Consider the following 12,738-nt stretch of genomic DNA (forward strand, 5'->3'; position numbering starts at 1 on the left):
GACGTCAGCCTGGCACGTCCTGCGGGTCCCTCGCCGCCGCGGCCCGCTCCTCGGCCTCTTGGAGCGCGATGGCGGCGTTCACCATCGTCAGGTGGCTGAAGGCCTGCGGGAAGTTGCCGACCATCCGCTCGTTCTGCGGGTCGTACTCCTCCGAGAGGAGGCCGACGTCGTTGCACAGGCCGACCAGTTTCCGCATCAGAGCGTGTGCGTCGTCCAGTCGTCCGGCGAGCGCGTAGGCGCTCACCAGCCAGAACGAGCACGCCAGGAACGGGTGCTCCGCCCCGGGCAGCCCGTCGACCCCGCCCTCGGTCCGATAGCGCAGCAGCAGGCCGTCGCTCATCAGCTCCTGCTCGATCCGCTCGATCGTGCCCAGCACGCGTGGGTCGTCGCCGGGCAGGAAGCCCATGATCGGGATCAGCAGCAGACTGGCATCGACGCTGTCGGTGTCGTAGTGCTGGACGAAGGAGTTGATCTCGGGGTTGAAGCCCTTGCTCAGCACCTCGTCGCGAACCTTGTCGCGCAGCTCTCGCCACTTCTTGACCGGCCCCTTCAGCCGCTGGCGCTCAACCGCGGCAACGGCCCGGTCGAAGGCCACCCACACCATGACCCGCGAGTGGGTGAAGTGCCGCAGCGGCCCGCGAATCTCCCAGAGCCCGTTGTCCGGCTGCTCCCAGTGGTCCGCGAGCTGGCTGACCAGCGCGCGCTGGACCGCCCAACCACGCCCCGACTCGGTGTAGCCGCGGTCTCGCGCGTCCTGCAGCGCGTTCATGACCTCGCCCAGCACGTCGGTCTGCTTCTGGTCGACGGCGCCGTTGCCGACCCGGACCGGCACGGACCCGGCATACCCGGGAAGGTGGTCGAGCTCGCGTTCCGGCAGCTCGCGACCCCCGTCGATGGCATACATGATCTGCATGTCCTCGGGGTCACCGGCGAGCGCACGAACCAGCCAGTCACGCCACAGCTTCGTCGTGCCGTCGAAGCCGGCGCGCAGCATGGCCTCCAGGGTCAGGGAGGCGTCGCGCAGCCAGCAGAAGCGGTAGTCCCAGTTGCGGACCCCGCCGAAGTCCTCCGGCAGGCTCGTGGTGGGCGCCGCAACGATCCCGCCGCGACGGGAGTCGGTCAGCAGGCGAAGGACGAGAAGTGACCGGATGACCGCATCCCGATAGGGGCCGTCGTAGGTGCAGGTCGCGGCCCACTCCTGCGAGGTGGCGGCCGTCCGTTCGATGCGGTCGTCGAGGTCGAGCGGCTCGGGGATGCTCTTCCAGGAGGAGAACCAGTTGAGGGTGAAGTCGTAGGACTGCCCGGCCTTGACCGTGAACCGGTCCCGGTGGTGGCCGTCCTCGGCCACGGGGATCCGGCTGCCGCGGAGCACCAGCATGTCCGGTCCGGCGATGGCGGTGAGGACCTCTTTGTCGCGGGCGTGGCCGGGGTGGTGGGCCATCCAGGGTCGGATCCGCCCGTAGTCGAACCGCACGACCAGCTCGTGCAGCATCTCGACCTCACCCTCGAGACCCTCGACGATGCGCACGATGTCCGCACGGTCCATGCCCAGCGGCATGAGCTCGGTCACCTTGACCTTGCCGGTGGCGGTCTCGTGGACCGTCTCGAGGATCGAGGTGTTCCCCCGGTAGGAGCGGGTGCTCGTCGCCGCACCGACGGGCCCCAGCAGCCATCGCCCGTGGTCGGCGGTGCCCAGCAGCGCGGTGAAGCAGGACGCGCTGTCGAAGCGCGGCAGGCACAGCCAGTCGATCGAACCGCCTCGGCTGACGAGCGCGGCGGTCTCCGTGTCGCCGATGATCGCGTACTCCTCGATGGGAACACGAGGCGGAACGTCGGTGCTGGAGTCGTAGTCGGAGGGGGTCGTCGAGGCTGCCTCGTTCATGGCTGTGAGCCTAGGAGTGTGGGGTTGTCAGTGGTGGGATCTACCATGTCGGGCGTGCCTGTCACCACGTCTTCACTGCATCCTGTAGAAGCCCACGAACACCTTCAGGTCCGTGGCGCCCGGGAGCACAACCTGCGCAACATCTCGGTCGACATACCGCGGAATGCGCTGGTCGTGTTCACCGGGCTGTCCGGATCGGGCAAGTCGTCGCTTGCGTTCGACACGATCTTCGCCGAGGGTCAGCGACGGTATGTCGAGTCGCTGTCGGCGTACGCCCGCCAGTTCCTCGGTCAGATGGACAAACCGGACGTCGACTTCATCGAGGGGCTGTCGCCCGCGGTGTCCATCGACCAGAAGTCGACCAACCGCAACCCGCGGTCGACGGTGGGCACCATCACCGAGGTGTACGACTACCTGCGGCTCCTCTTCGCCCGGGTGGGTCACCCGCACTGCCCGGTCTGCGGCGAGCCAATCGGTCGGCAGACCCCCCAGCAGATCGTCGACCGGCTGCTGGAGCTGCCCGACCGCACCCGGTTTCAGGTCCTGGCCCCGGTGGTCCGCGAGCGCAAGGGGGAATACCTCGAGCTGTTCGGTGAGCTGCAGTCCAAGGGCTACTCACGAGCCCGAGTCGACGGTGAAGTGGTGTCGCTGCGCGAACCCCCGAAGCTGACCAAGCAGAAGAAGCACAGCATCGACGTCGTCGTCGACCGGTTGGTGGCGCGGGGCGATGACGCCAAGGCCAAGCAGCGGCTGACCGACTCCGTCGAGACGGCCCTCGGACTGGCCGGCGGAGTGCTCGTCGTCGACTTCGTGGACCGTGCCGAGGACGAGCCCGATCGGGAGCGCCGGTTCTCCGAGAAGATGGCGTGCCCCAACGAGCACCCGTTGACGATGGATGAGATCGAACCGCGATCCTTCTCCTTCAACAGCCCGTTCGGCGCGTGCCCGGGCTGCACCGGGATCGGCACCGAGCTCGAGGTCTCCGAGGACCTGATCATCCCCGACCAGGACAAGTCGATCCGGGAGGGCGCGATCCTGCCCTGGGCGCAGGGCAAGTCGTCCAGTGACTACTTCGTCAGGGTGATCGGCGCGCTCGCCGAGGACCTGAAGTTCTCGTTGGATACTCCCTGGCACGCCCTGCCGGAGCGGGCCAGGACGGCTCTGCTGCATGGGCGCGACCACAAGGTGCATGTGCGCTATCGCAACCGCTACGGGCGTGAGCGCAGCTACTCGACCGGGTTCGAGGGCGTCGTGCCGTTTGTGAAGCGCCGGCATGAGGAGACCGACTCGGACTGGAGCCGGGACCGGTTCGAGGGGTACATGCGGCAGGTGCCGTGCCCGACCTGCAAGGGCGCGCGGCTGAAGCCGGAGACCCTGGCGGTGACGGTCGGTGACAAGTCGATCGCGCAGGTGTGTGCGATGCCGATCGCCGACTCGGCAATGTTCTTGGCGTCGGTCCACCTGAGCGCGCGGGAGGCGAAGATCGCCGAGCTGGTCGTCAAGGAGATCAACGCCCGCATGGGCTTCCTGCTCGACGTCGGCCTCAACTATCTCTCCCTGGACCGCGCCGCCGGCACCCTCTCCGGCGGCGAGGCGCAGCGGATCCGTCTGGCCACGCAGATCGGGTCCGGTCTGGTCGGTGTGCTCTATGTGCTCGACGAGCCGTCCATCGGTCTGCACCAACGCGACAACCACCGGCTGATCGAGACCCTGACCAGGTTGCGGGACCTGGGCAACACCCTGATCGTGGTCGAGCACGACGAGGACACGATCGCCACGGCCGACTGGGTCGTCGACATCGGCCCGGGGGCCGGCGAGCACGGTGGCGAAGTGGTCTACTCGGGCCCGGTGAAGGGGCTGTTGTCGCAGTCCGAGTCGATCACCGGTGCCTACCTCGCCGGCCGTCGGGAGATCGAGACCCCCACGGTCCGCCGACCGCGCGACGGACGTGAGCTGCGGGTGCGCGGTGCCCACGAGCACAACCTGCAGAACATCGATGTCGCGTTGCCGCTGGGCAACCTCGTCGCGGTGACGGGCGTGTCCGGCTCGGGCAAGTCGACGCTCGTCAACGAGGTGCTGTACAACGTCCTCGCCAATCAGCTCAACGGCGCCCGCCATGTGCCGGGCCGGCACCGCACCGTCGAGGGACTGGACCACCTCGACAAGGTGGTGCACGTCGACCAGGGCCCGATCGGGCGCACGCCCCGGAGCAACCCGGCGACCTACACCGGGGTCTTCGACCATGTGCGGCGGCTGTTCGCGGAGACCACCGAGGCCAAGGTGCGCGGCTACCTGCCGGGACGGTTCTCGTTCAACGTCAAGGGCGGACGCTGCGAGTCCTGCAGTGGTGACGGAACCCTCAAGATCGAGATGAACTTCCTGCCCGACGTCTACGTGCCGTGCGAGGTCTGCCATGGTGCGAGATACAACCGGGAGACTCTCGAGGTCCACTTCAAGGGCAAGACGATCTCGGACGTCCTCAACATGCCGATCGAGGAGGCCAAGGAGTTCTTCGCGGCGGTCCCGGCGATCGCCCGGCACATGAACACCCTGGTCGACGTCGGTCTCGGCTACGTGCGGCTGGGCCAGCCCGCGCCCACCCTGTCCGGCGGTGAGGCGCAGCGAGTCAAGCTCGCGACCGAGCTGCAGCGGCGTTCGACCGGCCGCACGATCTACGTTCTCGACGAGCCGACGACCGGTCTGCACTTCGAGGACATCCGCAAACTGCTCGGCGTCCTGCAGGGGCTGGTCGACAAGGGCAACACCGTGGTGGTCATCGAGCACAACCTGGACGTCATCAAGTCGGCCGACTGGGTGGTCGACCTCGGCCCAGAGGGTGGCAACGGCGGCGGCCGGGTGGTCGCGACGGGCACCCCCGAGGAGGTGGCCCTCGTGCCGGAGAGCCACACTGGTCGGTATCTCGCCGCGCTGCTCGCCAAGGCGTCGTCGACGGCCCGGCCGTCGCAATCCGGCGCCCGCACCGCCGCGGCGAGCGCGGCGCGGCGCGGTACGGCCACGAAGTCAGCGACCACGAAGTCCGCGGCCAAGAAGTCCTCAGCCAAGAAAGTTACTGTCAAGAAGACCAGTGCGAAGAAGGCCGCAGCCAAGAAGACCTCGGCCGGTCGATGACGAAGTCCTAGGAGGACGTAGATGGCCCCGCTGGACCCGACTGGTGGACACCCCGGCGCCGAGCCGCACGAGAACCGTCCGGAGCGACGCACCGTGCTGCGCGGAGCGGGCGTGATCGCCGGCGCACTGGCCGTCGGCGGCGCGGTGACCGCCTGCGGTGCGGGCGGCGCGGGGGCAGCCTCAGGCACTCCCGGGGCGAAGGGTGGCGATGCGACCGTTCCGGCGTCGAAGGTGCCCGAAGGCGGCGGCTACATCGATGCGACTGCGCAGGTGGTCGCCACCCAGCCGACCAGCGGGCAGTATGCCGCGTTCAGCGCCGTTTGCACCCATGAGGGGTGCATCCTGAACGAGGTCCTGGACCGGATGATTCTCTGCCCCTGCCACGGCAGCGAGTTCAGCATCACCGACGGGTCGGTCAAGCAAGGGCCGGCGACCGAGCCGCTGCCACGACGGAAGATCGCCAAGGTGGGCAGCAATCTCAAGATCACCTGAGGTGGGACGCCGCCGCCTGCCCACCATCACACCCGTTTCGTAGGCTGGGCGCGTGGCCGACCCGACGACATACCGCCCCGGACCGGGGGAGATCCCCGTGGACCCGGGCGTCTACCGGTTCCGCGACAAGGACGGCAGAGTCATCTACGTGGGCAAGGCCAAGTCCTTGCGCAGCCGACTCTCGTCGTACTTCCAGGACATCGGCGCGCTGCACCCTCGCACGCGCACGATGGTGACCACCGGCGCCAGCGTCGAGTGGACCGTGGTGCGCAACGAGGTCGAGGCCCTCCAGCTGGAGTACACCTGGATCAAGGAGTACGACCCGCGATTCAATGTGAAGTACCGCGACGACAAGTCCTACCCGTATCTCGCCGTGACGATGGGGGAGGAGTATCCACGAGCGCAGGTGATGCGAGGCACCAAGCGCAAGGGCACCCGCTACTTCGGACCCTACGGTCACGCCTGGGCCATTCGCGAGACCCTGGACCAGCTGCTGCGGGTCTTCCCCGTCCGCACCTGCAGCGCCGGCGTGTTCAAACGTGCCGGTCAGGTCGGCCGGCCCTGTCTGCTGGGCTACATCGACAAGTGCTCCGCACCGTGCGTCGGGCGCGTGACCCCGCAGGAGCACCGGGCGATTGCCGAGGACTTCTGCGACTTCATGGCCGGCAACACCTCGAGGTTCGTCCGCCGGCTGGAGGACCAGATGAAGCGGGCGAGCGCGGACCTGGACTTCGAGACGGCGGCTCGTCGGCGCGACGATCTTGCTGCGTTGGAGAAGGCGCTCGAACGCTCGGCCGTGGTGCTCGGGGACGCCACGGACGCCGACGTGTTCGGCATCAGCCACGACGAGCTGGAGGCGGCCGTTCAGGTCTTCCACGTCCGCGGCGGCCGCATCCGTGGTCAGCGCGGCTGGGTCGTGGACAAGCAGACCGAAGGTGACCTGGCGCTCGCCGACGTCGTCGAGCGGCTGCTGCAGCAGGTCTACGGCGGCGAGTCACGCGACGGGGTGCCCCGCGAGGTGCTGGTGCCCGCGCTTCCTCCGGACGCGGCGGCCATGACCGACTGGCTGCGCAGCCTGCGCGGCGCCGGAGTCGACCTTCGGGTGCCGGTGCGCGGCGACAAGCGCACCCTCATGCAGACCGTCGAACGCAACGCACTGCAGGCGCTCGGTCGGCACAAGGTCGCACGAGCAGGGGACCTCACCGCGCGCAGCCAGGCCCTCGAGGAGCTGCAGGAGGCGCTGGGCCTGGAGCAGGCGCCGCTGCGGATCGAGTGCTTCGACGTCAGCCACGTCCAGGGCACCAACGTCGTCGCCTCGATGGTCGTCTTCGAGGACGGGTTACCCCGCAAGGGGGAGTACCGCCGGTTCATCGTGCGCGGCACCCCGCAGGCGGACGGCACCGTCCGCCTCGACGACACTGCAGCGATGGACGAGGTCCTGACCCGACGGTTCAAGCGATACCTGCGAGATCGTGACGAGGCCGGCGACATCGAGCTGGCGCCCGAGGGAGACCGGGACTGCGAAGACGACTCCGACCCGGTCATCAGCGAGCAGAACGCCTCCGGCGAGGAGATCGGTGCCCCGGGGGTGCCGATCGACGAGAAGACCGGGCGACCCCGTCGGTTCGCCTACCCTCCCCAGCTGATCGTCGTCGACGGCGGCAAACCGCAGGTCCAGGCCGCCGCCCACGCCATGGAGGCCCTCGACATCGATGACGTGGCCGTCGTAGGCCTGGCCAAGCGCCTCGAGGAGGTGTGGCTACCGGACGACGACTTCCCGGTCATCCTGCCGCGCACGAGCGAGGGCCTCTATCTGCTGCAGCGGGTGCGCGACGAGGCGCACCGGTTCGCCATCACCTTCCACCGGCAGCGCCGGTCGAAGGCCATGACCACGTCCGCCCTGGACGGCATACCCGGGCTGGGAGAAGTGCGACAGAAGGCGCTGTTGCGCAGGTTCGGCTCGGTCAAGCGGCTGCGCGCGGCGCAGATCGAGGAGATCGCGGAGGTGCGGGGCATCGGGCCCACCCTCGCTGCCACGATTCATGCCGGCTTGCGAGAAGATGACCAGAGCGCACCCGCGGTGAACCTCACGACCGGTGAGGTCCTCGACTGAAGGAGTTCCGATGACTGACACGTCACCGCCCCGTTCCGCCGAGATGGTGATCGTGACCGGGATGAGTGGTGCGGGTCGGACCACTGCGGCGAACGTGCTGGAGGACCGCGGCTGGTATGTCATCGACAACCTGCCACCGCAGATGCTGGTGCCGCTGGCCGAGCTGATCGAGAGGGACGACAACCGGCAGGTCTCGCAGTTCGCGGCGGTCGTGGATGTGCGTTCGCGAGCCTTCTTCACCGACCTGCGCGAGGGCATCGACCACCTGCGGGACCAGGGCTGGAGGCCGTCCGTCGTCTTCATGGATGCGACTGACGAGGCGCTGGTGCGCCGTTTCGAGTCGGTGCGTCGGCCGCACCCGCTGCAAGGCGAGGGGCGACTCCTCGACGGCATCCTGCGGGAGCGTGACCTGCTGCGTGACCTCCGGTCGAACGCCGACATCCTGCTGGACACCAGTGGTCTGAACGTCCACCAGTTGACCGCCAAGGTGCGCGAGTTCGTCGGCAGCGATGACGGCCCGGACCTGCGGATTGCCGTGATGTCCTTCGGGTTCAAGTACGGCATACCGCTGGACGCCGACCTCGTATTCGACATGCGGTTCCTGCCCAACCCGTTCTGGAACCCGCAGTTGCGTCCCTTCACGGGCAAGGACCAGGTTGTCGCCGACTTCGTGCTCGCCCAGCCGGGCGCCAGGGAGTTCCTGGATGGTGCCCTGGCCCTGCTGAAACCGATGACCGAGGGGTACCTGCGGGAGGGGCGCGGCTACGTCACCCTGGCGATCGGCTGCACCGGTGGAAAGCACCGGTCGGTCGCGATGACCGAGGCGCTGGCGGCCCGACTGGGATCGGCGCAGATCCGGTCGATCATCGTCCACCGCGACCTGGGCCGAGAATGATCACCCCACAAAGGTCTCCGCTCGTCCCCCGCTGGCTGAAGCCAGCGTGCCAGCGGGAGGTACCCCCAAGCTCGCTCCGATACTTCGCGGGGGCCCCGAGGTGAACAGGTTTGCCGGGCCTCAGGTGAGTGCGCGGCCCGCGGTCGCCGCGTTGGGCGGCGGCCACGGGCTGGCAGCCTCTCTCCAGGCCCTCCAACTGGTCACCGATCGGATCACCGCCATCGTCACCGTCGCCGATGACGGCGGATCGAGCGGGCGCCTGCGCGAAGAGTTCGACATCCTGCCGCCGGGCGACCTGCGCATGGCCCTCTCCGCGCTGTGCGACACCTCGGAATGGGGCTTGCAGTGGCGAGACGCGCTGCAGCACCGGTTCGCCGGCGGCGGTCCCCTGGGTGGGCACGCTCTCGGCAACCTGATCATCGCCTCTCTGTGGGACCTGCTCGGCGACCCGATCGCCGGGCTGGACCTGGTGGGGCGGCTGCTAGGTGCCCGCGGCCGGGTGTTGCCGATGGCGGGGGAGCCGCTGCAGATCGAGGCGAGCGTTCTGGGCGCGGATCCGGCGTGCCCCGACGAGGTGACCAGCGTGCTGGGGCAGGTGGAGGTGGCGACCACGCTCGGCCGGGTGCTCAGCATCCGGTTGAACCCCGACCCGCCGCTGCCGTGTCGGGAGGCGGTGCACGCGGTGCTCGACGCGGACTGGGTCATACTGGGACCTGGTTCGTGGTTCACCTCGGTGATGCCGCACCTGCTCGTGCCCGACCTTCGTGATGCCCTCGTACACACCTCGGCTCGACGGATGCTGACATTGAACATGGCGCTCAACACCGGTGAGACACAAGGGTTCAGCGCGTCAGACCATTTGGAGGTGCTCGCCGCGCATGCGCCCGACCTGCACCTCGACGTCGTGCTCGTCGACCCATCTGTCGTGCGCGACCGAGGTGATCAGCTGCGTGACACCGCGCAGGCGCTGGGTGCCGAAGTGGTGTTTGCGCAGGTGGCCGACCCGGAACGTCCGGGCACCCATGACAGCCTGCGGTTGGCGGCGGCCTACCGGGATGTGGTGGAGTAGGTGGCTGGATCAGGGAGAGAGTCCACCCCGATTCCGGCCGCGGGAGATCAGCCGGTGAGAGGATGACGCGCATGGCAATGACCGCGAGCGTGAAGGATGAGCTGAGCCGCCACACCGTGACCAAGGTCTGCTGCCGCAAGGCGGAGATCTCGGCGGTGCTGCGATTCGCGGGCGGTCTGCACATCGTCGGCGGGCGCATTGTCATCGAGGCAGAGCTGGACACCGCGCACGCCGCACGCCGGCTGCGACAGGACATCAGTGACATGTATGGCCACCACTCGGAGCTGCTGGTGATGAGTGCCGGCGGGCTGCGACGCAGCAGCCGGTATGTCGTGCGAGTGGTCAACGACGGTGAGGCCCTCGCTCGGCAGACCGGCCTGATCGACACCCGTGGCCGCCCCGTCCGAGGGATGCCGCCACGCGTGGTCAACGGCGCCGTGTGCGATGCGGAGGCGGCGTGGCGCGGGGCCTTCCTGGCGCACGGCTCGCTCACCGAGCCGGGGCGATCGTCGGCCATGGAGGTGACCTGTCCCGGTCCCGAGGCGGCGCTGGCACTCGTCGGGGCGGCCCGTCGGCTCGGCATACCGTCCAAGGCCCGAGAGGTGCGTGGCGTCGACCGGGTCGTCATCCGCGACGGCGACGCGATCGGTGCGATGCTCACCAGGCTCGGCGCGCATGACACCTTTCTGGCCTGGGAGGAGCGCCGGATGCGGCGCGAGGTCCGTGCCACGGCGAACCGGTTGGCGAATTTCGACGACGCCAACCTGCGCCGCTCGGCCCGTGCCGCGGTTGCCGCCGGAGCGCGGGTCGAACGGGCACTGGAGCTGCTTGGCGACGACGTGCCGGACCACCTTGCAGTAGCCGGTCGGCTGCGGCTGGACCACAAGGAGGCCAGCCTCGAGGAGCTCGGCCAGTCGGCGGACCCGCCGATGACCAAGGACGCCGTCGCCGGGCGGATCCGGCGGCTGCTGGCGATGGCCGACCGTCGAGCGGACGAGCTCGGAGTTGCCGGCACCGACGCGAACCTGACCCCCGACATGCTCGACAGCTAGATGTGATGGTCAGCACACGGGGTCTGGGCAAGTAGTTACGGGCTTGCGTGGATCAGGCGGTTTGGGCGTGGTCCTCCGTTCCGCGGGTTGAGCCGGGCGGGCGCGGGACATGCCCTTCTGCGGGTTGAGCCGGGCGAGCGCGGGACATGCCCTTCTGCGGGTTGAGCCGGGCGAGCGCGTAGCGCGAGCCCGCGTCGAAACCTGGTGACGTACACGTACGGCCGGCCATGGCTGTGGTGCGGCTACCGGGCTGGAACGTGCAAGCGACCTGCTGGAACTCGTTGTCCCACGATGTCCCCTTGGACGACCCCGAACTTGCGGGCTGCCCGTAGGCCCGGTACGCCACCCCGCCGCGGCGGAACCGCGGCATGGATGGCGCACGGCGCGTACTGCGAACATCGTCGGCCCGCCAGGCATGCGTCAGGCCGGTCATCGTGACCCACACGCCGGGATCCGGCGAGCCGAATGACCTGGCGGCCCGGTTCAGCCTCTCGGCGGCCACGCCCAGGTTCTCCAGGAGGGCATACGCGGACTTCACAATCCCCCGACTCCAGTGCGGGTCCAACTCGAGGCAGCCACAGCGATCATGGCCGAGGCCTGGCGCATCTATGAGTCGAAGGCGAAGTACATCGTCGCGGGTCAGCTCCACTTCGATCCGAAGGGCGGGGCTGGCTGGACCAGAATGGCGCAGCCACAACGAAGGTCGCGCTCGGACCCTACGGCACGCAGAAGCGGCCGAAGCGGTGGTGGGGTCAGGCGGTTTGGGCGTGGTCTGGTGGTGCGCCGGGCCCGTGGGTCAGGGGGTCGTCCGGGTGCAGCGGCTGGGTCTGCATTCGGTCGGGGGTCAGGTCCCAGATCACTCCGGTTTGCGGTGATCGAGGGGAGGTATCCGTTGGTGTGGACCAGGTGGTGATGTCTCGAGCACAGAAGGTCCCGTTGGCCAGGTTGCTGTGGCCGCCGACCCACCAGGGGATCGCGTGGTGGGCCTCGCACCAGGGGGAAGGGTCGTCCACTCTCGGAGACCGGCTGTGGTAAATGGGTCCTCATCCCATAGGGTCGAGGTGTCCACAGAGCTCACCAGAAGGAAGGGATGGGTCGACTGTGACCGTCCGCGTAGGTATCAATGGGTTTGGCCGCATCGGCCGCAACTTCTTCCGTGCCGTTGAGGCCTCGGGCGCAGACATCGAGGTCGTGGCGTTCAACGACCTGGGTGACGACGCCACGCAGGCACACCTGCTGAAGTACGACTCGATCCTCGGCCGCCTCGGGCAGGATGTCGAGGTGACCGACAAGGGCATCAAGGTCGGCGACCGCGTGATCCGGTCGTTTGCCGAGAAGGACCCGTCGGCCATCGGGTGGGACGAGGTCGGCGCCGACATCGTGCTGGAATCGACCGGCATCTTCACCGACGCGACGAAGGCCAAGGCGCACATCGACGGCGGTGCGAAGAAGGTCATCATCTCGGCGCCCGCCAAGAACGACGACATCACCATCGTGATGGGCGTCAACGACAAGGACTACGACCCGAGCAAGCACACGATCATCTCGAACGCGTCGTGCACGACCAACTGCCTCGCCCCGATGGCGAAGGCGCTGCACGACGAGTTCGGCATCGTCAAGGGTCTGATGACCACGATCCACGCCTACACCCAGGACCAGAACCTGCAGGACGGCCCGCACAAGGACCTGCGTCGGGCCCGCGCGGCCGCGCTCAACATCATCCCGACCTCGACCGGTGCTGCCAAGGCCATCGGCCTCGTGCTGCCGGACCTGAAGGGCAAGCTGGACGGCTTCGCCCTTCGCGTGCCGGTGCCGACCGGCTCGGCAACCGACCTGACGTTCGAGGCCGGTCGGGAGACCACCGTCGATGAGGTCAACGCGGCCGTCCGGAAGGCGGCGGAGGGACCGCTCAAGGGCTTCCTGCGCTACACCGAGGACCCGATCGTCTCCAGCGACATCGTGACCGACCCGGCGTCGTGCATCTTCGATGCCGGCCTGACCCGGGTGATCGGCAACCAGGTCAAGGTCGTCGGCTGGTACGACAACGAGTGGGGCTACTCCAACCGCCTCGTCGACCTCGCGACACTGGTCGGCAAGGGCCTCTGA

General features: G+C 68.5%; 9 protein-coding genes. 7 read left to right on the forward strand and 2 right to left on the reverse strand.

The window, feature by feature from the left end:
• Nucleotides 1-4 precede the first annotated feature (4 nt).
• Nucleotides 5-1,882: a glycoside hydrolase family 15 protein gene (locus FGL98_RS06985; protein ID WP_146316018.1), complete on the reverse strand. Its 1,878-nt coding sequence runs from the start codon at nucleotides 1,880-1,882 to the stop codon at nucleotides 5-7.
• 45 nt (nucleotides 1,883-1,927) lie between these two features.
• On the opposite strand from FGL98_RS06985, the gene uvrA reads away from it, so the two are divergent.
• The 6 genes from uvrA (at nucleotide 1,928) to whiA (ending at nucleotide 10,632) form a co-directional block, all read left to right on the forward strand.
• Complete coding sequence (gene uvrA, locus FGL98_RS06990; RefSeq protein WP_146316019.1) at nucleotides 1,928-5,011, forward strand: excinuclease ABC subunit UvrA; 3,084 nt, start codon at nucleotides 1,928-1,930, stop codon at nucleotides 5,009-5,011.
• 21 nt (nucleotides 5,012-5,032) lie between these two features.
• Complete coding sequence (locus FGL98_RS06995; protein ID WP_146316020.1) at nucleotides 5,033-5,503, forward strand: Rieske (2Fe-2S) protein; 471 nt, start codon at nucleotides 5,033-5,035, stop codon at nucleotides 5,501-5,503.
• A gap of 52 nt (nucleotides 5,504-5,555) precedes the next feature.
• A complete protein-coding gene (uvrC, locus tag FGL98_RS07000; protein WP_146316021.1) occupies nucleotides 5,556-7,616 on the forward strand; it encodes an excinuclease ABC subunit UvrC in 2,061 nt (686 codons plus the stop codon).
• A 10-nt stretch (nucleotides 7,617-7,626) separates the two neighbouring features.
• Nucleotides 7,627-8,511 carry an RNase adapter RapZ gene (rapZ, locus tag FGL98_RS07005; RefSeq protein ID WP_146316022.1) on the forward strand — a complete coding sequence of 295 codons (885 nt, stop codon included), beginning with the start codon at nucleotides 7,627-7,629 and terminating at the stop codon, nucleotides 8,509-8,511.
• Nucleotides 8,512-8,635: 124 nt separating this feature from the next.
• A complete protein-coding gene (locus FGL98_RS07010; RefSeq protein ID WP_146316023.1) occupies nucleotides 8,636-9,580 on the forward strand; it encodes a gluconeogenesis factor YvcK family protein in 945 nt (314 codons plus the stop codon).
• Between the two features lie 71 nt (nucleotides 9,581-9,651).
• On the forward strand, nucleotides 9,652-10,632 hold the full coding sequence (gene whiA / locus FGL98_RS07015) for a DNA-binding protein WhiA (RefSeq protein ID WP_146316024.1): 981 nt from the start codon (nucleotides 9,652-9,654) through the stop codon (nucleotides 10,630-10,632).
• 52 nt (nucleotides 10,633-10,684) lie between these two features.
• Here whiA and FGL98_RS07020 read toward each other — a convergent pair whose 3' ends face one another.
• A complete protein-coding gene (locus FGL98_RS07020) occupies nucleotides 10,685-11,170 on the reverse strand; it encodes a hypothetical protein (protein ID WP_146316025.1) in 486 nt (161 codons plus the stop codon).
• Nucleotides 11,171-11,733: 563 nt separating this feature from the next.
• Here FGL98_RS07020 and gap point away from each other — a divergent pair.
• Nucleotides 11,734-12,738, forward strand: coding sequence for a type I glyceraldehyde-3-phosphate dehydrogenase (gene gap / locus FGL98_RS07030; RefSeq protein ID WP_146316027.1), 1,005 nt, complete (start codon nucleotides 11,734-11,736; stop codon nucleotides 12,736-12,738).

It is taken from the genome of Leekyejoonella antrihumi (genome assembly GCF_007845645.1).
Classification (GTDB): Bacteria; Actinomycetota; Actinomycetes; order Actinomycetales; family Dermatophilaceae; genus Leekyejoonella; species Leekyejoonella antrihumi.